General features: G+C 55.9%; 21 protein-coding genes. 19 read left to right on the forward strand and 2 right to left on the reverse strand.

From position 1 onward, the window contains the following. The first annotated feature begins 254 nt into the window (after positions 1-254). The 13 genes from VFX97_13830 to VFX97_13890 all read left to right on the forward strand — a co-directional run bounded on the left by VFX97_13830 (position 255) and on the right by VFX97_13890 (position 13,093). Complete coding sequence (locus VFX97_13830; GenBank protein ID HEX5704277.1) at positions 255-2,132, forward strand: gamma-glutamyltransferase family protein; 1,878 nt, start codon at positions 255-257, stop codon at positions 2,130-2,132. Positions 2,133-2,313: 181 nt separating this feature from the next. Beyond that, positions 2,314-3,072 (forward strand): TerC family protein, encoded by a 759-nt coding sequence (locus VFX97_13835; protein HEX5704278.1) that lies wholly within the window; start codon positions 2,314-2,316, stop codon positions 3,070-3,072. Positions 3,073-3,090: 18 nt separating this feature from the next. Continuing rightward, the gene (locus VFX97_13840; protein HEX5704279.1) at positions 3,091-3,447 is read left to right on the forward strand and encodes a hypothetical protein; all 357 of its coding nucleotides are present in this window, start codon (positions 3,091-3,093) and stop codon (positions 3,445-3,447) included. Positions 3,448-3,485: 38 nt separating this feature from the next. Next, entirely contained in the window at positions 3,486-4,427 is a 942-nt protein-coding gene (locus tag VFX97_13845) for a DUF6748 domain-containing protein (GenBank protein ID HEX5704280.1), read from the forward strand. Between the two features lie 33 nt (positions 4,428-4,460). Continuing rightward, entirely contained in the window at positions 4,461-4,904 is a 444-nt protein-coding gene (locus VFX97_13850; protein ID HEX5704281.1) for a CoA-binding protein, read from the forward strand. 72 nt (positions 4,905-4,976) lie between these two features. Further along, positions 4,977-6,596, forward strand: a complete 1,620-nt coding sequence (locus tag VFX97_13855) for an amidohydrolase (protein ID HEX5704282.1) — start codon at positions 4,977-4,979, stop codon at positions 6,594-6,596. Positions 6,597-6,608: 12 nt separating this feature from the next. Continuing rightward, entirely contained in the window at positions 6,609-6,983 is a 375-nt protein-coding gene (locus VFX97_13860) for a DUF2255 family protein (GenBank protein ID HEX5704283.1), read from the forward strand. 196 nt (positions 6,984-7,179) lie between these two features. Beyond that, complete coding sequence (locus VFX97_13865; protein HEX5704284.1) at positions 7,180-7,614, forward strand: DUF1801 domain-containing protein; 435 nt, start codon at positions 7,180-7,182, stop codon at positions 7,612-7,614. Positions 7,615-7,701: 87 nt separating this feature from the next. Further along, positions 7,702-8,253, forward strand: a complete 552-nt coding sequence (locus tag VFX97_13870; GenBank protein HEX5704285.1) for a hypothetical protein — start codon at positions 7,702-7,704, stop codon at positions 8,251-8,253. A gap of 298 nt (positions 8,254-8,551) precedes the next feature. Beyond that, positions 8,552-10,234 (forward strand): energy-dependent translational throttle protein EttA, encoded by a 1,683-nt coding sequence (ettA, locus tag VFX97_13875; protein ID HEX5704286.1) that lies wholly within the window; start codon positions 8,552-8,554, stop codon positions 10,232-10,234. Between the two features lie 17 nt (positions 10,235-10,251). Continuing rightward, positions 10,252-11,076: a DUF3667 domain-containing protein gene (locus tag VFX97_13880; protein ID HEX5704287.1), complete on the forward strand. Its 825-nt coding sequence runs from the start codon at positions 10,252-10,254 to the stop codon at positions 11,074-11,076. Between the two features lie 159 nt (positions 11,077-11,235). After that, complete coding sequence (locus VFX97_13885; GenBank protein ID HEX5704288.1) at positions 11,236-11,634, forward strand: hypothetical protein; 399 nt, start codon at positions 11,236-11,238, stop codon at positions 11,632-11,634. Between the two features lie 13 nt (positions 11,635-11,647). Then, positions 11,648-13,093: an MFS transporter gene (locus VFX97_13890; GenBank protein HEX5704289.1), complete on the forward strand. Its 1,446-nt coding sequence runs from the start codon at positions 11,648-11,650 to the stop codon at positions 13,091-13,093. Positions 13,094-13,187: 94 nt separating this feature from the next. On the opposite strand, the gene VFX97_13895 is transcribed toward VFX97_13890, so the two are convergent. Beyond that, positions 13,188-14,990, reverse strand: coding sequence for a Calx-beta domain-containing protein (locus VFX97_13895; GenBank protein HEX5704290.1), 1,803 nt, complete (start codon positions 14,988-14,990; stop codon positions 13,188-13,190). Between the two features lie 384 nt (positions 14,991-15,374). Here VFX97_13895 and VFX97_13900 point away from each other — a divergent pair, with 384 nt between their 5' ends. The 6 genes from VFX97_13900 to VFX97_13925 all read left to right on the forward strand — a co-directional run bounded on the left by VFX97_13900 (position 15,375) and on the right by VFX97_13925 (position 20,030). Then, positions 15,375-15,992, forward strand: coding sequence for a sigma-70 family RNA polymerase sigma factor (locus tag VFX97_13900; protein ID HEX5704291.1), 618 nt, complete (start codon positions 15,375-15,377; stop codon positions 15,990-15,992). Between the two features lie 12 nt (positions 15,993-16,004). After that, positions 16,005-17,000 (forward strand): VOC family protein, encoded by a 996-nt coding sequence (locus VFX97_13905; GenBank protein ID HEX5704292.1) that lies wholly within the window; start codon positions 16,005-16,007, stop codon positions 16,998-17,000. 49 nt (positions 17,001-17,049) lie between these two features. Continuing rightward, a complete protein-coding gene (locus tag VFX97_13910) occupies positions 17,050-17,529 on the forward strand; it encodes a VOC family protein (GenBank protein HEX5704293.1) in 480 nt (159 codons plus the stop codon). Between the two features lie 47 nt (positions 17,530-17,576). Further along, positions 17,577-18,455, forward strand: coding sequence for a hypothetical protein (locus VFX97_13915; GenBank protein HEX5704294.1), 879 nt, complete (start codon positions 17,577-17,579; stop codon positions 18,453-18,455). A 223-nt stretch (positions 18,456-18,678) separates the two neighbouring features. Next, the gene (locus tag VFX97_13920) at positions 18,679-19,257 is read left to right on the forward strand and encodes a hypothetical protein (protein ID HEX5704295.1); all 579 of its coding nucleotides are present in this window, start codon (positions 18,679-18,681) and stop codon (positions 19,255-19,257) included. Between the two features lie 2 nt (positions 19,258-19,259). After that, a complete protein-coding gene (locus tag VFX97_13925) occupies positions 19,260-20,030 on the forward strand; it encodes a class II aldolase/adducin family protein (GenBank protein HEX5704296.1) in 771 nt (256 codons plus the stop codon). 13 nt (positions 20,031-20,043) lie between these two features. On the opposite strand, the gene VFX97_13930 is transcribed toward VFX97_13925, so the two are convergent. After that, positions 20,044-24,615: a hypothetical protein gene (locus VFX97_13930; GenBank protein ID HEX5704297.1), complete on the reverse strand. Its 4,572-nt coding sequence runs from the start codon at positions 24,613-24,615 to the stop codon at positions 20,044-20,046. Positions 24,616-24,677: the final 62 nt, after the last annotated feature.

A 24,677-nucleotide genomic window follows, 5' to 3' on the forward strand; every position in this document is an offset into this window, starting at 1 on the left:
AACGAAAAAAACTGCAAGAGTGGCCAACGCAAAAAAGCAAGGGCGCCAACCTCCCCCAAAGTTGGCGCCCTACCCTTCAGTCTCAGTTCTCACAAGGAGAATCAATGAATGAACGGATGCTAAACCCTTTCTAAATGCCAAGGGTTGCAGAAATATTGCGAAGAACTTGTGAACGTATGTTCTAAAAACAATTTGCGCTGTTGACTGGATGTGGTGAGAAGCATAAGAATCTTCCCGAAATTGGGGGTGCCTTAATGAAGAATCGGTCGAGACTCGTTGCTCTGACACTGTTTGCTCTGTTTGCCACATTACTGACCGGCCTGCCGCGCCCCACTGCACAAACCTTCCGGCCCGTGGCGCGCGGCCGACGCGGAGTGGTTGCGGGCGGCCATCCACTCGCAGTGGAAGCCGGCATGCGCATGCTCCAACGCGGCGGCAACGCGGTGGATGCCGGCGTCGCCACTATTTTGGCGGCCTCGGTGATCGAATTCTCGCACTTCTCGTTCGGAGGCGAAGTTCCCATTCTGATCAAAATGCGTGGCGCCACCCCCGCATCTCGGGGCGTCAACAAATCCGAAGTCGTAGTAATCGAAGGCATGGGCACTGCGCCCGCGAAAGCCACGCGCGAATTTTTCGCTAATCGGAGTAAGGAAGCGAAGGCGTCGGACCGACCGACGATGCCGGGGGGCGGATCCGGAGTAATTCCGTCAACCGGACCTTTGTCCGCGACTGTACCCGCAGTGCTTGATGCCTGCGTAGTCGCTTTGGATCAGTTCGGGACAAAGTCTTTAGCGGAAGTGATGCAGCCCGCAATTGAACTTGCCGACGGTTTTCCATTGGATGAGTTGCGCGTGGACTACATCAAGACGCGCGGCCCCGTTTTGTCGCAGTGGCCGGACGCGAAGCGAATCTTCATGCCGCACGGCCAGATACCGAAAGTTGGCGACGTGTTTGTGCAGGCCGACCTGGCGCGAACGCTGCGCGCGATCATTGCAGCTGAGAAACGCCATGCAGGCAAGGGCCGGCACGCCGCGTTGATGGCCGCGCGTGATCATTTTTACCGCGGGCCAATCGGAAAGCGCATCGGCGACTACATGCAGGCAAACGGCGGCTTGATCGCCGCGTCGGATTTGGCTGGTTGGCGCGCCACCGTCGGCGCCCCGACACGCGGCGACTATCGCGGTTACCAGATTTTCAAAACCGGCTTCTGGGCCGCGGGTCCGATGCTGATTGAAGTGCTGAACCTGCTCGAGGGTTATGACCTGAAAAAGCTCGGGCACAACTCGCCTGAATACATTCACACGGTCACCGAAGCTTTGAAGCTTGGCTTTGCTGATCGCGATAGGTTCTATGGCGATCCGAAGTTTGTGAAGATTCCCACGGAACAACTTCTCTCAAAAAGTTACGCCGCGATGCGGCGCAATTTGATCGAGAAGGAAACAGCATCATTAGCCCAGCGGCCGGGGGACCCTGAAAACATGAGGCCGTTGCTGGCGTCGGCGACGACAATTTCCCACAACGCTGCGCCCGTACCCGAGCTGTTGAAAGCGAATGACACAACCTGCGTCAACGTCATCGATAAGGACGGCAACATGTTCAGCGCGACGCCGAGCGGCGCCTGGCTGCCGGCGGTCGTGGCCGGCGACACCGGCGTGTTGATGGGCCAGCGACTGCAATCCGCTTTGATCGATCCGAACAGTCCCAACGTCGTCGCGCCGGGCAAACGTCCGCGCATCACGCTTACGCCGACGCTCATTCTGAAAGATGGCCAGCCGTTCATGGTTCTTTCCACGCCCGGCGGCGACAATCAGGATCAGGCTTTGCTGCAAGTGCTTTTGAACATCGTCGAATTCGGGATGAGTCCGCAGGAGGCCGTCGAAGCGCCGCGCTTCGACACGCAGCACTACATCAGCTCGTTCGACAATCATGAGTTTCGCGCCGGCCTGCTGAACCTCGAGGCGCGGATACCGGCGGAGGTGTCGTCCGCGCTCAGCTCGCGCGGCCACAAGATAAACATGCAATCAGCCTGGGGGACCGGCTCAGCGCCGACGGTCATTGTCTACGACGTGAAGTCGGGCGTGATTTCCGGCGGCGCCGATCCACGCCGGGGAAGATACGCGGTGGCCTGGTAGCGGCTCGAGCTGCGAAGCAGCGGTCTTAGCTAAGTCCAAAGCGAGGCAAAACCTCGTCCTGGGCTTAACTATCTGTGCTGCTCCGCAGCTTGTTGCGTCACAGCCTGAAATTCCACAGCTTCGAAAAACTAAACCAGTTGGCTGAGTGGTAATATGTCAGCCGAAAGGGGAACAGAATTCTATGGAATGGCTCTCCGACCCTTCTTCGTGGGTCGCTTTCTTAACGCTGGTCGCGCTGGAAATAGTTCTCGGCATCGATAACATCATCTTCATTTCGATCCTCGCGGGTAAACTGCCCGCTGAAGATCAAAAGCGCGCGCGGCTCATCGGGCTTAGTCTGGCACTGGTGATACGGGTGGCGTTACTGTTTTCCCTTTCATGGGTAATCGGCTTGACGGCGCCGCTCTTCACAGTTTTGGGACAGGCGATCTCGGGTCGTGACCTGATTCTCCTGGTTGGAGGTTTGTTCCTGCTTGGCAAAGCGACTTTCGAGATTCACGAAAGCCTCGAGGCGCCTCATGGGCATGCAACGGCCAAGGTCAGCGCCACGTTCCTCAGTGTGGTCATTCAGATCCTGATTATTGACGCGGTGTTTTCCCTGGACTCGGTGATCACTGCGGTCGGTATGGTTGATCACATCGGGATCATGATTGGCGCGGTGGTGGTGTCGATCGCTTTCATGATGTGGTTCGCTTCGCCGGTGAGCCGCTTCGTGTCTAAACATCCGACGATCAAGATGCTGGCGTTGAGTTTTCTCCTGCTCATCGGCTTGAACCTGATCGTCGAAGCTTTCGACGTTCACGTGCCGAAGGGTTACATCTACTTTGCCATGGGCTTCTCGGTATTCGTCGAGATGCTCAACATCCGTATTCACCGGAAGCGTGACCCGGTGCATTTGCACGATCGTTATGCGGCGGATACAAGTGCAAAGACCAAATGAGGATAAGGATTCCAGGTCATGATCAATGGCGCGCATGTCATCATCTACAGTCAGGATGCGGAAGCCGATCGCTCGTTTTTCAAAGACGTCCTCGGTTTTCATTCGGTTGACGCGGGTGGTGGCTGGCTGATCTTCGCCTTGCCGCCGGCGGAAGTCGCGTGCCATCCGGGCGAGCAGAACGATCAGCACGAGCTCTACTTGATGTGTGAAGATCTAAAGGCCACGATGTCGGCGCTGGCCGCGAAGGGCGTTCGGTGTTCCGAAGTGCAGGAACCGCCGTGGGGTTTGCTCACGAAAATAACTTTGCCGGGCGGAGGCAAGCTCGGCCTTTATCAGCCAAGGCATCCCACGGCGGCTAAACTTGATTCGAATTAACGCGGGCGGCTCACATTCGTCATGGAGGCATTATCGAAATGATTACGACGAGTCACGTTCAGAAAGTTAGTTTCATTGCCGTAATTGCGATTCTGAGTTTCGCCGTCGGTATGTGGCCGCCAACCTCCGGCTCGTCACATCAGCCCGAGCCAGAGCGGCTCTCAGCAAACAATCACGAAACAAAATCCCTCGTGCCAGAGTCGTTAGACTATTTCCTCGTCCGGCAAGATAGGCGGCGTTGTATCTCTCCGCTTTGCGGCGGGTATTTCGTCAAGCGCGTCAATCAATCGCGGACGCGTTGCGCGAACGGTCGCTGGATGTCTGAGTGCTATGTCGCTGAGATCGATTGGAGCGGTCAGCCGGAAGTCGATCCAGGCAAGGCGCTGGTGCGCGGCGACATCATCGCGCGGAGTTTCCCAAGGTTCGGCAACCTGGGCGCATTGCGCGTTAGTGAATCATGGCAAAGCCCGAGTGATAAAGCTGCAACCGGCACGCTTTACCGCGCACGCGATCGCGGCGTGCGATGCATTACTCACCCCTGTCTTTCACACTCGGCGACACGATTGAATTTTAATGTCACCACGAACGTCGCCGGAGTCGACCTGTCGGCGACTGACGCCGACGGTTCTGAAGCGGCAGCGGCGATGACTAATCCAGGCGGCGTAATAGTGGCCGGTTATTTCTCTCCGGTTCGCGGACCCGCGGGCCGCGCCCAGACACTCAAAGCAACAAAGTTCTATATGCGTCTGGGATCGGAAGTAGGTGGCCCCACGCCGGGCGCCGGGCGTTGTATCAAAACGGGTTGTTCCAGCGAGATCTGTGCAGATGGCGACCGCGTTAGTCCCTGCATCTTCCGTCCGGAGTTCGCCTGTTATCAAAAGGCGACCTGTGAGCGTCAGCGGAACGGAGAGTGCGGCTTCACACAGACTGCCGAGCTAACGGCGTGCCTAGCGCGGGCAAGACGAGGCACGACGTTTTGATGATCCGCAACTAGCTGCGTTAATCTGCTGTCGATGACTTCAAACTGGCGCGACAACCTCATCAACGACGCAAACGGAATGCGCGAACTGCTCCTGGAAACTAAGAGCATCGCGGTCCTCGGGATCAAGACCGAAGCACACTCCGATCAACCCGCCTTTTACGTTCCGAAGTACATGCAGAATGCCGGCTTCAAAATCATTCCGGTACCTGTTTACTATCCCGACGTCACCGAGATCCTCGGCGAAAAGGTTCATCGCCAATTGCAGCAGATTCCGGGCGAAGTCGATATGGTTAACGTGTTTCGCCGCCCGCAAGACATTCCGCCTCACCTCGACGATTTGCTGGCTAAGAAACCGAAGTCGGTGTGGATGCAGCTGGGCATCAGTCACGACGGCGTTGCCGAACAGCTCGCCCGCGCCGGCATTAAAGTCGTGCAGGATCGTTGCCTCATGGTCGATCATCGACGCCTCACATAGTTGCCTTCCGTTTCCTTCTTCTCTGGCGCTGGGTTATGTGATAAAACGCGCGAGCGAAACGCAGAGCGACCTATGCGCAGAGTCTGGATAATCCCAATTGTCACGTTAGGTTTAGCGTTACTGTTCGTTGTAATGCCGCACGGCAGTGTCGGCGCTGACACGCACGAACGAGCAGGCGGGACGCTCGCGTTCCAATCGTCTGAGGATCACAAAGCCCAGGCCGCGCGCGATGTCGACTCAATGGCTAAGGAAGCGCAGGTCATGGTCGACATGGTCTTCAGCTTTGGTGAGCTGGGCTTTCAGGAAATTGAGACTTCGAAATATCTGACCGGGGTGCTCGAGAAAGAAGGCTTCCGCGTCGAACGTGGCATCTCGGGAATTCCGACGGCATGGATGGCGACGTGGGGAACGGGCAAGCCGGTGATCGCGCTCGGCTCAGACATCGATTGCATTCCGCAGGCGTCGCAGAAGCCCGGCGTCGCTTATCACGATCCTTTGGTCGAAGGCGCTCCGGGTCATGGAGAAGGTCACAACTCTGGCGTACCGCTCAACATTGTCGCCGCGATCGCGGTCAAACGGCAGATGGAGCGTCACAAACTGCCGGGCACTATCAAGCTTTGGCCCGGAGTGGCTGAGGAACTGGTGGCCGGCAAACCTTTCTTTGTGCGCGATGGCTATTTCAAGGACGTCGATGTGGTGTTGTTCACGCACGTGGGAAACAACCTGAGCGTCGTTGCCGGGCAAACTTCGTCGACCGGTCTGGTATCCGTCGAGTACACGTTCAAAGGCGAGAGCGCGCACGCGGCCGGTGGGCCGTGGCGGGGTCGCAGCGCGCTGGATGCAGTTGAGCTGATGAATGCCGGCTGGAACTTTCGACGTGAACACCTGCGGCCGCAGCAACGCTCGCACTACGTGATTACGAATGGCGGGGATCAGCCGAATGTCGTACCGCCCGTAGCCAGCGTTTGGTACTACTTTCGCGAACTGGACTATGAGCGCATCACCGAGATGCGAAAGACCGGCGACCGCATCGCGCAAGGCGCCGCGACCATGACCGACACGACGGTGACGTCCCGAACGCTGGGCGCGGCCTGGCCGCAGCACTTCAACAAGCCGGTCGCGGAAGCGATGTTCGAGAACATCAAGCGGGTGGGACTGCCGCAGTGGAGTGAAGACGATCAGCGACTGGCGAAAGCCGTGCAGAAAGAACTGAAGGTGGCTGAACGGGGCCTGGCGACTGAGTTGGCCGCGCTCACTGGGCCAAACGCTGAAGAAGGCGGCGCCGGCTCAGATGATATTGGCGACGTGTCGTGGAATGTGCCGACCGTGCGGCTGCGTTACCCGTCAAATATTCCGAACCTGCCGGGTCACAATTGGTCTAACGCGATCACCATGGCCACGCCGATTGCTCACAAAGGAGTCGTTGCCGGCGCCAAAGTCCTCGCGATGACGATGCTGGATCTGCTGACCAAGCCGGAATTGATCGATCAGTCATGGAAATATTTTCGCGAAGTGCAGACTAAAGACACGAAGTATCAACCGTTGATTGCGGCGACTGACAAGCCGCCGATTTGGATGAACAAGCGCACGATGGATACTTACCGCGAGCAGATGCGAAAGTTCTATTACGACCCCGCGAAATACAAAACGTATTTGGAGCAGCTGGGCATAAAGTATCCGACGATCCGGTAGCTTTCGCTCCCAATGAAAGAACGTTTTCCGAAATCAGTTATCGAAGCACTCGAAGCTGCGAAGATCCTCGGCATTCGCGCGGGAACAAAGCCGCATCGCATCATCGGCATTTGGGTGGTAGTAGCCGAAGGGCGTGTCTTCGTACGCTCGTACAGCCTGAAAGAACGGAGCTGGTATCGCACTTTTCTTGAGGAGCCGCGCGGAATAATCGAGGTCAACGGCAAGCAGATGAAGGTGCGGCCCGTCTTCACGCGCAGCGAGCGTTTGAAGAAACTGGTCGATGGCGCGTACGCCAAAAAATACAACACGCCGGGCTCGCTCCATTTCGTGAAAGGTTTCAAGCAGAAAAAGCGGCGGGACACGACGACGGAATTGGTCCCGCTTTAATCAGTGGGCAGTGAGTAGTGTGCGGTGAGCAGTAATGGTAGTGGTCCTGTGTTACGTTTTTCTTTGTGGCTCTGTGGTTTCTCTGTGACTCTGTGGTGAAAATGTCTAAACAAAAACTCACCACAGAGACACAGAGAATTTCACAGAGACACTGAGCGAAGGGATCTCATCAATACTCATTTCTCAGAGGAAAATAATGGCCGAAGAAGCAAAGACAAAACCAACTAAGGCGAGTGTGGACAAGTTCATTAAGAGCCAGCCAGACGAGCAGGTGCGCAAGGATTGCGCGGTAATTTCAAAGTTAATGAGTGAAGCCACTGGCGAAAAGCCGAAGATGTGGGGACCCAGCATCATCGGCTTTGGCAGTTACCATTACAAGTACGCGACCGGGCGCGAAGGCGACATGCCCATCATTGGTTTCTCGCCGCGAAAACAGAACCTCACGCTTTATGTCTGGATGGGGTTTGAAGAACACCCCGACCTGTGGAAGAAACTCGGCAAACACACGACCAGCAAGGCGTGTCTTTACATCAAGCGTCTCTCTGACGTCGATCTGCCGACGCTGAAGAAAATAATTAAGTTGTCAGTCAAGAGACTAAAGAGCCACGGGTTCCACGAATCAGGGATGTAGCCCTGACCAGCCGGAGGGTGTCGCGTGCACATCCCTCTCCCTTTGGGAGAGGGAAGGGTTCTCGACGAAGTCGAGAATAGCCCGATAATGACCCGAACATTTACAACTACGATCTTTGTGCTGCTGCTCTTCGCTGCCGGCGCCAGCGCTCAATCTGGTCGCCGCATTCAGGCCATCGACACACTCCGGACGACGATTGATCAGGACATCGCCAAAAGCGAAGCCGAACCTGAATACTCGAACATCTACCTCACTGAATTAGCCGTAAACAAGAACAATGGGTCTTATCCGGCGGTTGGCATCTATCGTCCGGTGGTGAAGTTTTATTACACTTACGGCGACCGCGAAAAAGAACCTTATCCAAATCGGCTGCTCAAGATTGTCGTCGCTGTCGCTCGATCCGATCGCCAGGAATATTCTGAGTTTGTGTTTAATGAATCTGAGCAGATGGTCTTTTATCTCGATAAAAGGGATGACGTCGAACGGCGTGTTTATTTTGCTGCCGGCAGACCGATAAGATTTGAACAAGACGGACGAGTGCTGAGTTTGAAGGGCCGCTCGCCAACGGCGATAGTCGCGGCAATCCTGAAAGACAACGTAAAGTTCCTTTCCATCTTCCGCCGATCACTAGCGTTTTAAGGCGGATCACGGCTGGCGCTGAAGCGATCGATTTTCTTCTAAGCTATAATCTCTTCATGAATAAGCGTGCAAAAAAGCGTCGGCTGGAAGCGATAAAGAAAGATAAGTTGGAACGCGCGAACCCCGCTCAGAAGTCGAAACCCAATTTGCCGCAGGACCCCAAACCGCAATCAGGCTTTTTCCCGAGGCCCGATAAGAAAAGAGGGTAGCTTGCCGTTGGAAAAAACCAGGTGTGCTCATAGAAATCGATCCAGCGTTGGACAATCTTTTTGGAAGCGGATAAGAAATAGCGTGAACCATGTCATCAGAGCCTAACAAAGTTATTTACTCAATGGTCGGCGTCAGTAAGTTTTACGACAAGAAGCCGGTCTTGAAAGACATTTATCTCTCGTACTTCTACGGCGCGAAGATCGGCGTGATTGGCCTGAACGGTTCCGGCAAGTCTTCGTTGCTACGGATCTTAGCCGGGGTTGATAAAGAGTTTCTCGGCGAGACGGTGATTTCGCCCGGCTACACCGTCGGCTATCTCGAACAGGAGCCGTTGATTGATGACTCGCGAACGGTTCGTGAAGTCGTCGAAGAGGCGGTGAAGGAAACGGTAACCCTCCTGAAGGAGTATGAGGAGATTAACGCGAAGTTCGGCGAGGAGATGTCCGACGACGAGATGAACGGCTTGCTCGAACGGCAGGGCGTCGTGCAGGAGAAGCTGGATCAACTGGACGCCTGGGATTTGGATTCGCGACTCGAGATGGCGATGGATGCGCTGCGTTGTCCACCGCCTGATACTCCGGTGAAAGTTTTGTCGGGTGGCGAACGACGACGCGTCGCGCTTTGCCGGCTGCTGCTTCAGAAACCCGACATCCTGTTGCTGGACGAACCAACTAATCACCTTGATGCCGAGTCCGTCGCGTGGCTTGAACATCACTTGCAAACCTATCCGGGAACGATCATCGCCGTGACGCACGATCGATATTTCCTCGACAACGTGGCCGGCTGGATTCTCGAATTGGATCGCGGCGAGGGAATTCCCTGGAAAGGAAACTATTCAAGCTGGCTGGAACAAAAGCAGGAGCGTTTGCGACGCGAAGAGAAATCTGAAAGCGAGCGGCAAAAGACCTTACAGCGCGAGCTGGAATGGATTCGCATGTCGCCAAAAGCAAGACGAGCGAAAGGCCAGGCGCGCATCAACGCGTACGAAAACCTTCTGGCGGCAGAGTCGGACAAACGGCGCGAAGACCTGGAGATTCACATTCCTCCGGGTCCGCGTCTCGGCGACGTCGTCATCGAAGCCGACAAAGTGAGCAAAGCCTACGGCGCCCAATTGCTGGTTGAGGACATGACCTTCGCGCTTCCTCCGGGAGGCATTGTCGGCGTCATCGGTCCGAACGGAGCAGGGAAGACAACTCTGTTTCGCATGATTACGGCCGACGAAACACCGGACAGCGGTCAGATTAGAATCGGCGAAACGGTGCAGTTGGCTTACGTCGATCAAAGCCGCACGCTTGATGCAAACAAATCAATTTGGGAAGAAATCTCAGGTGGACAGGACATGCTCAAGCTCGGTACTCGCGAGGTGAATTCGCGCGCCTACGTTGGCCGCTTCAACTTTTCCGGCTCAGATCAGCAAAAGAAAGTGTCCAAACTCTCCGGCGGAGAACGGAATCGCGTGCATCTCGCCAAGATGTTGAAGGAAGGCGCGAACGTTTTGCTTCTGGATGAGCCGACGAACGACCTGGATGTAAACACTCTCCGCGCGTTGGAAGAGGCTTTGGAGAATTTTGCCGGCTGTGTCGTTGTCATCTCACACGATCGTTGGTTTCTTGATCGGATTGCCACGCACATGCTGGCGTTTGAAGGCGACAGTAAAGTCGTCTGGTTCGAAGGTAACTATTCGGACTACGAAGAGGATCGCAAGGCGCGCCTGGGATCAGAGGCCGAAGTGCCGCATCGGATTAAGTACCGGCAGTTGACACGAGCGTAGATTCAATCCCGACCTAAATGTCTGACGTCATCGAGCAGGCAGGACAATGCCTCAACTGCGGCGCCGATCTATCCGGCAAGTATTGCGCTGCTTGTGGCCAGAAGAAAGTTGACCGGCGCGATCTCTCAATCCGCCGTTTCTTTGCTCACGTTCTCAGCGAACTCACGGACCTTCAGTCAAACAAGATTCTGCGTACTTTTGGTGCGTTACTGTTTCGTCCCGGGCAGCTAACGTCCGAATACCTCGCGGGCCGAAAAGGCTTTCACATTGGGCCGGTGCGTCTGTACCTGACCTTCAGTGCGCTTTATTTTCTGTTCGCCTGGGGCACACTGTCAGATGCGCGTGGCGGCGGCGCGGTAAGAATGAGCCGGAGTCCGGCGGTCATTCAGATGGCGAAACAGAGAGGCCTCGATCCGATGGTGTTCGCTGAGCGGATTCATGATCGGGCCGAGCGCATCGCGGCGGTGTTGAGATTTCTGAGTGTCCTGCTGTCAGGCGTATTTCTGTCGCTCCTGTACTTCTCGACACGTCGCTACTATGTTGAGCACCTGATCTTTTCATTTCACTATTACTCGTTCGATTTCCTCTGCAAGAGTCTGTTTGCCGTGCTATTTCTCGCGGTGGCGGCGTTCGGCAGAAAATTGCCGGGGATGGCGCTGAATTTCTTTTACCCGGTCGCATTCATCTATCTGATGTTCGCTTTGCGCCGCGTGTACCGGCAGCGCTGGCCAATTACAATAGTGAAGTCGCTCGTGCTGTTCATTTGCGAGACGGCGTTGTTCATCGCCATAAACATCGCGGGCTTTATGATCTCTTTCGGCATTGCCGGCGTTCGCGGATAGATTTCTCGCCCTCTCCGCAAGCGGAGAAGCGGCCGGGGGAGAGGTTGGCGCGCAAAACCCCACCCCTAACCCCTCCCCGTATACGGGGAGGGGGGAAACCGATGAATCGAAAGTACTTTTGCAAAGCTAGTTAGAACCAAATCAACTTCAGAGGTGAGAATGAGTCGTATAGCTATCGTTTTCGTCGCCGCACTCTTTTTGATGCTGACACCAGTCGCGTCCGCAGAAGAGCATTTCAGCGTCAGGGAATACAACGTCTTTCACGATCTGCTTCATCCCCTGGAACACGAGGCCGTGCCCGCAAAAGACTTTCAACGCATCAGAACCAACGCCGCGGAATTAGCCCGACGCGGGGACGCTATCGTCCGCGTCGGCATGCCGAAAGCCACAGCTGAACGCTACCGGGAAGACTTTCGCAAGGAGCTGAAGAAGTTTAAGAGCGCGCTCAGCAAGTTGCGCAAAGATGCGAAACGCGGGACTGACGCGCAACTGGAAGCCTCTTTCAGTGCCGTACACGATTCGTTTGAGATGATGGCCGGCATGCTGCCGCGAAAGTGAACTCGCCAAAGGCGTGAGTAAACAAACTCGAATCTGGCAAATTATCGGTGCCTCGTCGGTCGGCACGATGATCGAGTGGTATGACTTCTACATCTTTGGAAGTCTGGCCACGATCATCGCGCCGCTTTTTTATCCGCAGGGCAACAACACACTGGCGCTGATCGCTTACCTCTCGACGTTTGCGGTCGGTTTCGTCGTGCGTCCGTTTGGCGCGCTCTTCTTTGGCCGGATCGGCGATCTAGTCGGGCGCAAGTATGCGTTCCTGGTGACGCTGCTCATCATGGGCGGCGCGACGGCGCTGATTGGTTTTCTGCCGACCTACGCGACGATCGGCATTGCCGCACCGATTATTCTGCTGGTCATCCGCATCCTTCAGGGCCTGGCGCTGGGAGGCGAATACGGCGGCGCCGCGGTTTATGTCGCAGAACATGTGCCGGACGAGCGACGCGGTTTCTTCACGAGCTTTATTCAGATTACGGCAACGCTCGGTTTGTTTCTCTCGCTGGTCGTCATCCTCGTTATTCAGAACTTGATGAGCAGGGAAGCATTCGCCACCTGGGGATGGCGCCTGCCCTTCATCATCTCAATATTCCTCGTCGCCGTGTCGCTTTATATCCGTCTGCGGATGCAGGAGTCGCCAATCTTCACGCACATCAAGTCCGCCGGAATGACTTCAGCGCAACCGCTGAAAGAAGCGTTCACTCAGTGGGCCAATCTCAAGCGCGTCCTGATCTCTTTGTTCGGCGCGACGGCCGGACAGGGAGTAGTGTGGTACACCGGTCAGTTCTACGCGCTCTTCTATTTGCAAACGATTCTGAAGGTGAACACGACGTCGGCGAACTATATCGTCGCGACGGCGCTGTTATTTGGGATTCCATTCTTCGTTTTGTTCGGCGCATTATCCGATCGGTTCGGACGCAAGAAAATAATGATGCTCGGCTGTTTGCTCGCGGCGGTCACATATTTGCCGATCTATCACGCGATGCAGCAAGCCGCGGGTTCACAGGTCGTCACCGCCATATCGCAGCGGCATGCGGTAACGGGCGCGATTAATCTGACCCCGCAAACGTCTGTTAACGGAGCTCTTCAGCCCGCCGGCGAAGTTCTGACTTACACGAGTTTGGGGAACCTTTTTCAAAACAGCGTGGCGTGGAAGCTGATTCTGCTCGTATTTATCCAGGTGATCTTTGTCACCATGGTGTACGGACCGATCGCTGCTTATCTCGTCGAAGCATTTCCGGCGAAGATTCGTTACACGTCGCTGTCGCTGCCATATCACATCGGTAACGGAGTCTTTGGCGGGCTGCTGCCGCTGATCGGCTTAAGCGTCATCGCCCAAACCGGAAACATTTATGCGGGACTTTATTATCCGATTGTCGTCGCGGGTCTGACTTTTATTATTGGCTCGTTGCTGCTTCCCGAAACTCGTCACGTCCGGATCTGGCAAGAGGTTAAGTGATGGGTGAGAGAACTGCGTTGTGCCCGACTCAGGGGCTTCCTCCGGGTGACGGTTTGAGTAGAAGCCGGCATTGACCACCGTAATGTGAACCAGTTTACTGCCCGAAGCGCGTGCGGTATTCGGTCGAGCTGATGAAGGCCTTTACCATTTCTGCAGCGCGGTAATCTCCGCCGTGCTGATTCAATTTTCCGAGCCAGAAATCGAAACCTGAAAAATCAGTGTTCGGCGCATCGTCAGGATTGCGACGCAAATATCCGAAGTACTGCGTCAGAACGAAAGCACTGTTGCGTTCCCTATCGCTGAGCCTTTGATGTTCAGCAACTTTGCGGAGTATGCTGCCGCGCGTCTCTAAGCCGGCCATCAGCCCATTTGCCAGTCTGAAGAACTCATCAAAGGTCAGGACGTTCCCTGCCTGGGCGTTGAGTTTTTCGACAAAAGCCGGGGCTGATAACGTCTCGGGATAGTTCGCCAGGAATTCCGGCCGATAAACAAAATCGTTTGCAAAAGCCACCGTATTGGCTTCGAGGGCCTGCTCCCATCCAGTCCGGCCAACGACAACGCCCTGGCCCACCTGCTGCGTGTCGCGAATGAACTCGCGATAGCGTGGCATCGCGCGGGGCCGTTGGGCCGTTTCCGGCAGCGAAGCCTTGTAAATCCGATAAACAAGAAAGCTCGTTTTCTGAAACTCAATTGATAGAAAGAACGCCGCCGACGTGTCGATGCGTTTGACTTCACGACATTGAGCGGAGCTGCCGCATGACTCAATGTTATCGACCCAGAACGCTTCGCCGCTTGGATCCGGCATGCGGTTAAGAAAATCATGGTAGTGCTGGCGAACGTAGCTGTTTGAAATATCCACGACATTCGGACCCAAGGTCAGATCGTCGTCATGAATCACGAGTAATGCGCTGCTACGCGGCCCAATGCTGGCGTTGCCCGTGGCGTTCAGTAAACCAAGGAATGCATTTTCGTTTGCTTCCGGCATAGCGTCGTCGGTAATCAGCACCTCAAATGTCTTTTGGGTTTCTCCCGGAGCGAAACGTAAAGTTCCCAGGGTCGTGGTGTAATCCGTACGCTCCCTGGCTTCGTTGTCTGAAATGAAATAGTCAACGGTCGCCGGGCTCGATACGTCGCCAATGCGAGTTACGGTAATCTGCGCCCCACCTTGATTCTCAGACACGTCGAACTGGGGCGCGCCAAAATCAATTACGCTGCTGCCTGGCGCACCACAAGGCGTCGCAGCGTCGAGGCGTGTCCGCGGGTTTGGCGTGGCTAACGAAAAGTCTGCAAGGTTGTTGTTGTGATCAGTACAGCCGCCGTTGATACGGGTCATCGCCTGACCTGGCGGCGGCGAAAGCGTGGCGGCGCCTTCATAACAAATGGCCGGGCCAAAACCGACGTAGTCGACCACGGCTCCGGTCAGGTCCGGAGACGCTGGGCAATAGAAGTGCGCCAGCGTTTTGTCTTTACCCAGCAGGGCAATTTGCCCACCCGTATCGCTGAGGGGAAAAGGGTTGAGATTGATGTCAAAAGGGGTGGGCTGGCCGTTAGCGCCGCTGCCCCCAAACCTGATGAGCAGGTGTTTGCCGGGGCCGATGATAATTCCGCTCGAGGAAAATAGTTTGATGGTGGAAACCGACATCTGGAAACTTGGCGGAGTCCCAGTATAGTTCGAAATGTTCAGGCTCCATCCGCTTACATCGACGTCAACGTTCCCTCGATTAAACAGTTCGATAAAGTCGTTTTGGAAAGTGGCGCCCGCTTCGCCTCCGCGCGTATAGATCTGACTAATGCGGATGTTGGGGTCGGCTGTCTGGGCCGCTATCAAAGAAGAAAAGATGAGCAAGCAGAAGGTTGCTGCCAGAAATCTGGGACAGTTGGAGCAGTAATTCGTCATGCTAATTCTCATTAAGGTCGCAACGCGAGCGGAAAGCCTCTTCTAATGCTCAGGCTTCTTCAGGCAAGCGATTGAGTGCAATGGTTGTGCCGGGAGTTAACCTCTAAGCGTATGAGGAAACCCTTAGAAACGGTTTTCGGAGTAAGGGATGCCTGCCTCAAGCGGACATGTAAGCGGCGTCAGTAATGCCTTTCCGTGCGACCTCCGCGTTTACTTTGGTTGTCTGAGCATCAGCCGCAGCGACTGCGCTCGTCATGGCCTTTCTTCCAACCGGGCGTTTGCTCGAGCGTAATGTTGGCTCAGAAAAGAAGATTCAGGCGAGGCTTTGGGGGCTACTACCCGTAACCTTTTTCCCTGGTAAAAGTTTATATAGAGTGAAGAGGCATGGCTGATAGCGAATCTGCACGCGAAGTTCGCCTCGATAAAGAGAGGGAGGCGGAGGAGCGGCGGCTGATTGAAGCCGCCCAGCAGGATCGCGCGCGTTTCGTGGAGATATACGAAAAATATTTCGACCTGGTATACGCGTACACAGCCCGCCGAACTCTGAACCGCAATGAAGCAGAGGATCTGACAGCGGAAGTTTTTCGCAAAGCGTTAGAAAGTCTGGCGCGATTCAAATGGACCGGCGCGCCGTTTGGCGCCTGGCTGTTGCGAATCGCTTCAAATCTAATTGCCGATCGCGCAAAGCGGGCCGCACGAGAACGGGGCAGTGGCCCGGGGGATACGCCCTCTCTGATGGTCGAGCAGCCGGCCCGCTCGCAACCGAGGGCGAAACAGACTCAGCAGACGGATTTAGAGGAAGCCGAAAGACGCGCGCACTTGTTCAGATTGGTTGATGGCCTTTCCGGTGACCAGCGGAGCGTGGTGGTCATGCGGTTCGCCGAAGAAAGATCAATTCGTGAAATCGCGGACGAGCTTGGTCGCAGTGAGGGTGCGGTGAAGCAACTGCAATTGAGGGCGCTGCAAAATTTGCGAGCAAAGCTCGTGAGCCAGACGAAGTGATGAAGAATAATTATGAGTGAGGTTCTCTTAACAGAACAACTCGATCAGGCGGTCAGCATCATGTTGACGGATGCCGAAGTAACGCCAGCGTCGCTTGATGCTGAGATCGTGGCGTTGCTGGACATTGCCACGGACTTGCGGGCGCTTCCGCGCGCGGATTTCAAAGCGCGCCTGCGGAATGAACTTGAAGGGACAGCACTGATGACAACAACGACCGCAGCCGCGAGCGCCACCGAGACGTCCGGCAAGATTCGCGAAGGATTTCGAGCGATAACGCCTTATCTCACTGTGCCTGACGTTTTTGCTGAAATCGAATTCATAAAGGCAGCGTTCGGCGCCGAAGGGCAGGTGTATGGATTGGGGTCCGCGGGTGGGTATCATTCCGAATACAAAGTCGGGGACTCGATGGTGATGATCGGTGGCGGTGGCGGCAAGTCGAAGTGGAAAGGTGAGCCCGCGCCTGCTTCACTTCATCTTTACGTAGAAAATGTAGACGAGATTTACCAGCGCTCATTACAGGCCGGGGCTAAATCAATCATGCCACCAACTGATATGGACTATGGCGAGCGCGGCGCGGCGATCGAGGACATCGGCGGCAACCACTGGTACATAGCGACGGCGCAAGGCCCGACTTATGTTCCCGAAGGCTTGCCGGTCCTGATGCCCTTCTTTAATCCGGTCGGGGCCACGAAACTGATTGATTTTCTGAAGCAAGCATTCGGCGCCGAGGAAGTTGAGCGTCATCAATCGCCCGAAGGCATCGTGCATCATGCGAAGCTTCGCATTGTCGATTCAATCATCGAAACCGGCGAAGCGCACGGCCCATGGAAGCCGCGACCGATGCACTTTATGCTATACGTGGACGACGCTGATGCCTGGTATTCGCGGGCGATAAGCGCTGAAGGAGCGATATCAATGGGCGAGCCGTCCGATCAGCCTTATGGCGCGCGCGTCGGCACGATTAAGGACCCGTTCGATAACGTTTGGTACATTGCCACCCAACTATGATCGCAGTGAGAGCTTTTGACACGATTCCAAACCAAGAAGGAGAACAGAAATGTCAGTCAAACCAATTCCCGAGGGTTACCATTCGGTGACGCCGTACTTGATTGTGCGGGGTGGCGGTGCAGCGATTGAGTACTACCAGAAAGCGTTCGGCGCAGTTGAGCTGTTTCGAATTCCGGCGCCGGGCGGGACAGTTGGTCATGCCGAAATTAAGATTGGCGATTCGATCATTATGCTCGGGGACGAACACCCCCAGATGGGCTACAGCGGGCCCGAGACAATCGGCGGCTCACCCGTGAGTCTGATGATCTACGTCGAAGATGTTGACAGCGTGTTCGAGCGTGCAGTTAGTGCGGGAGGGACGGTGAAACAAGCCCTCGAAGACAAGTTCTATGGTGACCGGTCGGGCACGGTCGTGGATCCCTTTGGGCATATCTGGCACATCTCAACTCATAAAGAGGACGTGCCGGCGGAAGAGATGGAGCGCCGCGCGAAAGAGCACAGTGCGGCGGCGTCGGGCGGCGGCCAGTAACTTTGCCTAACTAATCGAGGCGGTGTAGATTCTTCAGCCGAGGTAACATGAAGCTAAGAATCTACACCGCACTTTTCTTGTCGCTGCTTCTGTCTGCCGCGGTCTGCTCCAGTAGCGCAAACCAAACTACGAACCAACAGGCGAGCGGGCCGGCGTCCGGCGAACTACGCTTTAAAGCTCCTGCGGGTTGGGTCACCGAGAAGACAACTTCGGCCATGCGCGTCGCGCAGTACAAACTGCCGAAGTCTGAGATTGACCTGCAAGAAGCTGCGTTGGCACCTTGCGATTTCGGCGCTGCGCAGGGCGGTTCGGGGCAGGCAAACATCGAGAAAAAAGTTGCTGCGCAAACGATAATCACGCAACAGAGAATCAATCGCTACTTTCACGCCACTGTGATTCCAAAGCTTAAAAACTGCTGGGCCGAAATAGAAAAGGGGAACGAAAAGGGGATTGGAAAGGGCACGATCGCCTTTGAATATACTTTTACCAGATCAAAAGGACGATGGGTGTCACCCAAACTTTCTGTGACGAACTCAACGTTGTCTCGTGCGCGAAATGCACTTGCTAGTAGGTGTATGACCGCGGCGATCAAGAACACATCTTTTGCCCGGACCAATAATGACGGCAAAGAAAATAGTTTTTCTATTAACTGGACGTGGCCCGTCCCTTTTCCAGGTGATTTCGCCAGACTTACTCGAGCGATGTTTGCTGCCAGGACCCTCGGAACTGGTGGTGATTTGGGATGTGACGGGTTTGGAACGCCCCCCTCGTGTCAGACATGCGTGTTCGAGGGTAACAATATCGTCTGTAAGAAGGTATGCGTTGGATATAAGATCTGCACCGAGGAAACGCCGGACCTTTGTAGACAAAGGGTCGATTGCGCGTCAGGTGGTCCTTTTAAACTAGGCAGTGTAATCCTGCAGTAGTACATTCTTCAGCTCGGAACCGCAGAAGATGAGGCGCGTTAATTCAGGTCCTCTGTGCCTCACTCTCACTAATAACTCAAGCCAAACTCCTGATGCTGCGGGCGTCCCGCCCCGTGAATCACGCACAGAATGCGCGTGCCACAATCAAATTGAACCAACCCGCGGCGGTAAGTAACTTTGCCTAACTAATCGAGCCGGTGTAGATTCTTCAGCCGAGGTAACAATGAAGTTAAGAATCTACACCGTACTTTTCTTGTCGCTGCTCTTGTCTTCGGCGGCGTGTTCCAGTAGCGCAAATCAAACCACGAATCAGCAGCCGAGTGTGCCGGCCTCCGGCGAACTGCGCTTCAAAGCTCCCGATGGTTGGGTCACCGAGAAGACAACTTCCTCCATGCGGGTCGCGCAGTACAAGCTGCCAAAGTCTGACGCTGATCTGCAGGACGCTTCATTGGTGCTTTACTATTTCGGCAGTGCGCAGGGCGGCTCGGTGCAGGCAAACGTCGAGCGCTGGATCAATCAAATCAAACAACCGGACGGCTCTTCCTCTCAGGACAAAGCTAAAACGGAAACAACCACCATCAACGGTCTGAAAGTGACAACGGTCGATGTGTCCGGCACCTACACTGCCGAGATGACGCCCGGCGGCGGTGACCGGCACAACGACGAGAAATATCGGCTGCGTGCCGCAGTGATTGAAACCCCAAAAGGAAATTACTTCGTGAAGCTTACCGGCCCGCTCAACACCGTCGCGAAGTGGGAGCAGCCGTACAACGACTATCTGAAATCGTTCGAGTTTAAGTAACCATGACGCCATCCCCCAAAGCTTCATCGATTCGCGATCAAGTGAGCGAAGCCGAATGGCAGGCGCGTGTCGATCTCGCCGCGGCGTATCGACTGGTCGCGCTTTACGGCTGGGATGATCTGATTTTCACGCACATCTCGGCACGCGTTCCCGGACCCGAGCATCACTTTCTGCTTAATGCCTACGGAATGATGTTTGATGAAGTCACCGCCTCCAGCCTCGTCAAGGTTGATCCCAGCGGCAACAAGGTGTTGGAGTCCCCGTATTTCATCAATCCGGCCGGTTTCACCATTCACAGCGCCGTGCATGGCGCGCGCGAAGACGCCCTGTGTGTAATGCACTTGCACACGGATTATGGCATCGCTGTTTCGGCGCAGAAGGATGGTCTGCTGCCGATTTCACAGCAGTCGATGTTTCCCCTCGCTTCGCTGGCGTATCACGATTACGAGGGATTGGCGTTGAACGAGGAAGAGAAGCCGCGGCTGGTTTCCGATCTTGGTGACAAGAACTACATGATTCTGCGTAACCACGGTTTGCTTACGATTGGCGAGACCGTTGCCGAGGCATTTCTCTTGATGTACATCCTTGAGCGCGCTTGTCGCATTCAAATCCTCGCGCAATCCGGCGGGGTTGAGTTACATCGCGTCGCTGAACCGATCATTGATTTGACCGCCAAACAAATGAGTGCGGTTACCGTCGGCCAGGGTGCAGAGCTAACCTGGCCCGGTCTCTTGCGCAAGCTGGATCGGATCGATCCAACCTATCGCGACTGATTCTTCTGATTAATTAGGCGAGTGAAGGCGCGTGTTCGCGGGCCTGGGCGCTGATTGAATAAATCGCTTCCATTACCGCCGCATGCACTTCCGGTGGCAGGGCGTCGCGCGCGGCCATGTTTCGCAGCGATGACAGCACCTGCTGTTGGTTGCTCAACGCAATCAGCTTGATCGCGGTAAGCCGCACCTCGATGTTCGAGTGGCGACTGACGGCCTGCAGCAGCGGAAATACTTCGCCGACTTTGGCCATCAGGAACAGCAACGAGTACGCGTCATAGGTCCGGTCGCGGCTTTCACCTGAAAGAGCGTTCAGCGCGTTTGCCGCCAGGCCTGAACCCGCGATAGCCGCGCCAATTTTTCGCCGCCGTTCGGGTGAAGCCTCGCGCAAAGCACGCGTAAACGAACCCGTCCGATCGGAGTTTAGGTCGTACAAGGCGCGCGCCGCGGCGTTACGCACCTCGACAACCGAATCATCAAATGCATTCGTGATTAGCTCGAACGCCTCTTCGCCTCCGATTTCGGTCAGGTCGGCGAGGGCCGCAGCCCGCTGACTGGAAGCATCACCATTAAGCTTTTCGAGCAGCGCCGCAGGTATGCCGCTGTCGTGGGCATCAAGCACCGATGCCAGGCTGGGCGGTTCGCCTGCGTTAGAAATCGGCGGATAGTCAGAGTGGACGTCACCGTTTCCGTTTTCGGAGTGTTGAAGATCAATTTGCAGCCAGGGCGCCTCGGCTGGTGACTCTTGCAAGGGCGCGCTCTGATTCCACTCGGCTGCTTCAGAAACGGGCACAATCGCTTTGGAGTCGATTGGTTCATCACCGCGCTGCATAAGATCCTGCTTGCTGGATTTCATTTCTTCCAGCCGGCGCAGTCGTGCTTCTTCGGCGACGCGCAGGAATTCGAGATCGTTAGCGAGCGCGCTCTCTTGCTCTGCGAGCTGGCTCATCCTCGCTTGGGCCGCCTGCCGGGCTTCTTCCTGAACCCGCAAGCGAGCTTCAGCTTCTGCAATCTGTGCAAGTTGTTCAGCTTCAGCAGTCCGCAGTGACTCAATCTCCGCCTCCAGCTGCTGTACGTCGCCACTCACTTGCGAGTGCAGGCTGGTGCGCAGCTTTTCAGCTTCTTGCACGCGCGCAAGTTGTTCGGCCTCAGCAACACGTAGTGCCTCGACTTCAGCAACAAGCTGCTGCTCCTGGTTATTTTGCAGCTGAGATTGCAGGCTGTTCCGCACATGTTCGGCTTCTTCCAGGCGCGCCAGTTGCTCAGCCTGGGCGGTTCGCAGCGCTTCGATTTCAGCGACTAGCTGCTGCTCTTTGTCATCATGCAGCTGAGATTGCAGACTGTTCCGTACTTGTTCGGCTTCTTCCAGGCGCGCAAGCTGATCAGCCTGAGCAGTTCGTAGCGCTTCGATTTCGGCGACTAGCTGCTGCTCCTGGTTATTTTGCAGCTGAGATTGCAGACTGTTCCGCAGTTGTTCAGCCTCTTCGATCCGTGCGATTTGCTCGGCTCGAGCATTCTGCAACTTCTCTATATCGGCCGCGAGCATTTCTTCCTTGTCATCGGCCCGGCGCGTATACAAGCCCTTACGGATGCCCTCAAGCTCAGCCAGTCGCTGTTCGGCCTTGTCGGCCTCTCGGCGCGCTTTGGCCGTCGCGACCTGAATTGCTTCTTCTTCTTCACGCACGCGCGCTTGAAGTTGTTGCAACCGATCGAATTGCGAGCGCTCCTCGGCCTGGAACGTTTTTAGTTCCTCTTCCAGTTGCTCTTCCTGGTCAGCCAGCTGTGTGGCCTTAGCTCTGGCAGCCTGACGCGCTTGCTCCTGCTCACGCAGCCGTCCTTCGGCTTCATCGATGCGTTTCAGTTGTTCCGCTTCGGCACGCCGCAACGCGTCGATCTCGGCAGTTAATTGCTGCTCTCGTTCGGTGCGCCGGCGCGATTCGGTTTCGTTGTAAAGACGTGTTTGCTCCAGCGAGCGCAGCGACACCTCGACATCTTCGACGCGTTTGACCTGATGATGTTTGGCGTTGCGCACCTCTTCGAGGCGGGCGGTAACTTCCTGTTCCTTCTCAGCCTGTTCGCGAACTTCCTCTTCCAGCCTGTAGCACGCCTGAACCTGCGCTGAAAGTGATTTCTGAATCTCTTCGATTCGCTTGTTGTGGTCCTGCTCCTGTTCGCGCAGCACATTCAGCGTCAGCCGCAGTTGCTGCTCATGTTCCTGCCGAAGTTGGGCTTCCTGCTCAGCGACGCGGCGCGACTCGTCGAGTTGCGGAATGCGCGCGTTCATTTCCTCAACCCGCTTCAGGTGTTGCTGTTCAGACTGTTGCAGGTTTTCAATTTCAGCCTTCAGCCGATCTTCTTTTTCGATTTGCTGCTTGGCTTGAGCTTCCGCCAGTTGCCTGGTCTTCGCGACCTCGACGAAGCGCGCTTCAACTTCGACGATTCGCTTCAACAGATTCTGTTCCGTGTGCCGGGCATTCTGCGTGTCGGCGATCAGCGTCTGCTCTTTTTGATAAAGTTGCTCAATCTCAGATTGCCGCTCACTTAACGCTTTTTCCTGGTTGCCGACTCGGGTCTCGAGTTCTTTGAGACGCGCGACCTGTTCGGCGTCCTTCGCGGTAAGCTCGTCGATTTCCGCGGCCCGTGCTCGTTCTTGCTCGGCACGCTCGCGGCCCAGAGTGGCCAGCTCGCTTCGTTTCACTTCATACTCGGCCAGGTGTCTTTCGTAGTCCGCTGAGGCCTGCTCAAACGCGCGCACGGCCGAATCAAAATCTTCCTGCGCCTGTTTCGCCCGTGCTTCGACTTCTGCCAGCCGCGTGGAATGCGCGGACCGATCCTTTTCGAGCGCCTTGATCTGCGAATTTAGCGAGTGCTCACGTTGCGCGCGCTCCTGAATGTCCGCGCGCAATTTGTTGCGGTCGGCTTCCATTGCCGCGAGCCGGTCGATTTCTTTCTGACCGCGAAGTTCCTCTTCGATCTTCGCTTTCAGGTGCGCTTCTTCCTGTTCGCGCAATCGCGCTTCTGCGTCGGCGATTCGTTTTAACGTTTCCTGCTCGGCAGCCTTCGCCTGCTCTTCGGCCTCAGCGAGTCGCTGCAAAGACTGCTGCTCGGCGGCTCTGACGTTCGCTTCGGCTTCCGCGATTCGCTGTCGCGATTCTTCTTCGGAGGCTCGGACGCGTTCCCGGGCTTCGGCGATCCGTTGCAACGATGCCTGCTCGGCGTTGCGCACTTCCTCTTGAGCTTCGGTAATCCGTTGCAGCGACGCCTGCTCATCGTTGCGCAGGCGCTCGAGTTCGGCAGCGATCGCTTGCTCCTTGCGGCTTAGCTCAGCAAGTCTCTCTTCCGCCTGTGCGCGAGTCTGCTGCGACGCATGCATGTCGCTTTCCAGCCGCACGGCGGCGGCGCGTTGTTCGGCCTCCTGCACGGCAAGGGCTTCGATATCTTGTTTGAGCTGCTGCTCGCGAAGCGTCAGGGCGTCGATTTGCTGTGTTAACAGCTGACGAGCATTCTCTTGCTCAGCCAGTCGCGCATTCGCCGCTTCAACAGTCTGCGCAAGGTGATACTCGGTTTCATGAAGCGCTTGAATTTGGGAATTCAAACGTTGCTGAGTGTGCGCCTGTCGTTGTGCTTCCTCTTCAGCCGCCAGGCGCGTGCGTTCGAGCTGAGTTAGTTCAGACTCCTTCGCTGCGATTGCCTGACGCTGTTGGTCGGCCGCCTTGTTGAGCGATTCAATCTCGGCGTCCAGCTGGCGCAATTTCTCGTCGCGCTTGTTGGCTTCTTCTTCCGCGCGATGACGAGCTTCAAGTTGCGAAAGAATTTCGCCCTCGATTTGTTTAAGGCGGGTAACTTCCTGGTGTTCTGCGTTGCGCAATGATTCAAGTTCAGCGCTGAGCCATTGCTCGCGCTCGGCGCGTTTCTGGGCTTCGACCTCAGCTGCGTCACACGCGGCGACTTGTTCACGTAACCGGTGCTCGGCTTCCGCGAGTTGCTTCAGTTGTTCTTCTTCGGTCTGCCGTAACGCATCGATTTCAGCGTTCAGCAGTTGCTCTTTGCGCGCAGCTTGAAGGGCCGCAGTTTCGGCAGCCTTCCGGATTGCTTCCAACTCGGCCAGTCGCTCGCTGTGTTCGCGCGCGCGGCGTTGAGTTTCAGCTTCAATCGCGCGCCGCTGTGTTTCAGCGGCTTTGCGCTTCGCCTCGTCTTCCGCGCGGCGCTTGGCAGCTTCAACTTCGTGACGGCGTCGTTCGAGTTCTTCCTGCGCCTGCCGCAGAGCTTCTTCTTCTTTGCGGAGATCGTCGGTGGAAATCACGGCCTCGTCGATTGCGCGTTGTGCGTTGCGGCGTTCGAGCATCGCTTCCAAATCAGGCAGTGTCCATTCGTCGGCCGTCCTGGAGGCTGTCCGGCGTTCGGTTTGAAAAGCGCGACGCGATTGGGCGAGGCGATCGAGATCACCGTTTTCGAGGGCAGACGTCAACGAGTCCGCGATCGACTCTGGACTGAAAGACGAGTTAGCACCGGCTTGATTGCTGGTGGCGGAACGAGGGTTGTCCTGTTCGGATTTAGAGACGTTGGGGCGCGAAGACGAATCTTCCATGTTCTGATTCTCCATGCTGAGCCGAGGTCGAGGGGTGCTCGCGATGGTTAAGGGTTCAGGGT

The organism is Pyrinomonadaceae bacterium, assembly GCA_036277115.1.
Lineage (GTDB): Bacteria > Acidobacteriota > Blastocatellia > Pyrinomonadales > Pyrinomonadaceae > UBA11740.

Excerpts from the sequence above, each read along its gene's own strand:
- VFX97_13830 (HEX5704277.1), top strand. The coding sequence starts at position 255 with ATGAAGAATCGGTCGAGACTCGTTGCTCTGACACTGTTTGCTCTGTTT.
- VFX97_13835 (HEX5704278.1), top strand. The coding sequence starts at position 2,314 with ATGGAATGGCTCTCCGACCCTTCTTCGTGGGTCGCTTTCTTAACGCTG.
- VFX97_13840 (HEX5704279.1), top strand. The coding sequence starts at position 3,091 with ATGATCAATGGCGCGCATGTCATCATCTACAGTCAGGATGCGGAAGCC.
- VFX97_13845 (HEX5704280.1), top strand. The coding sequence starts at position 3,486 with ATGATTACGACGAGTCACGTTCAGAAAGTTAGTTTCATTGCCGTAATT.
- VFX97_13850 (HEX5704281.1), top strand. The coding sequence starts at position 4,461 with ATGACTTCAAACTGGCGCGACAACCTCATCAACGACGCAAACGGAATG.
- VFX97_13855 (HEX5704282.1), top strand. The coding sequence starts at position 4,977 with ATGCGCAGAGTCTGGATAATCCCAATTGTCACGTTAGGTTTAGCGTTA.
- VFX97_13860 (HEX5704283.1), top strand. The coding sequence starts at position 6,609 with ATGAAAGAACGTTTTCCGAAATCAGTTATCGAAGCACTCGAAGCTGCG.
- VFX97_13865 (HEX5704284.1), top strand. The coding sequence starts at position 7,180 with ATGGCCGAAGAAGCAAAGACAAAACCAACTAAGGCGAGTGTGGACAAG.
- VFX97_13870 (HEX5704285.1), top strand. The coding sequence starts at position 7,702 with ATGACCCGAACATTTACAACTACGATCTTTGTGCTGCTGCTCTTCGCT.
- ettA (HEX5704286.1), top strand. The coding sequence starts at position 8,552 with ATGTCATCAGAGCCTAACAAAGTTATTTACTCAATGGTCGGCGTCAGT.
- VFX97_13880 (HEX5704287.1), top strand. The coding sequence starts at position 10,252 with ATGTCTGACGTCATCGAGCAGGCAGGACAATGCCTCAACTGCGGCGCC.
- VFX97_13885 (HEX5704288.1), top strand. The coding sequence starts at position 11,236 with ATGAGTCGTATAGCTATCGTTTTCGTCGCCGCACTCTTTTTGATGCTG.
- VFX97_13895 (HEX5704290.1), bottom strand. The coding sequence starts at position 14,990 with ATGACGAATTACTGCTCCAACTGTCCCAGATTTCTGGCAGCAACCTTC.
- VFX97_13900 (HEX5704291.1), top strand. The coding sequence starts at position 15,375 with ATGGCTGATAGCGAATCTGCACGCGAAGTTCGCCTCGATAAAGAGAGG.
- VFX97_13905 (HEX5704292.1), top strand. The coding sequence starts at position 16,005 with ATGAGTGAGGTTCTCTTAACAGAACAACTCGATCAGGCGGTCAGCATC.
- VFX97_13910 (HEX5704293.1), top strand. The coding sequence starts at position 17,050 with ATGTCAGTCAAACCAATTCCCGAGGGTTACCATTCGGTGACGCCGTAC.
- VFX97_13915 (HEX5704294.1), top strand. The coding sequence starts at position 17,577 with ATGAAGCTAAGAATCTACACCGCACTTTTCTTGTCGCTGCTTCTGTCT.
- VFX97_13920 (HEX5704295.1), top strand. The coding sequence starts at position 18,679 with ATGAAGTTAAGAATCTACACCGTACTTTTCTTGTCGCTGCTCTTGTCT.
- VFX97_13925 (HEX5704296.1), top strand. The coding sequence starts at position 19,260 with ATGACGCCATCCCCCAAAGCTTCATCGATTCGCGATCAAGTGAGCGAA.
- VFX97_13930 (HEX5704297.1), bottom strand. The coding sequence starts at position 24,615 with ATGGAAGATTCGTCTTCGCGCCCCAACGTCTCTAAATCCGAACAGGAC.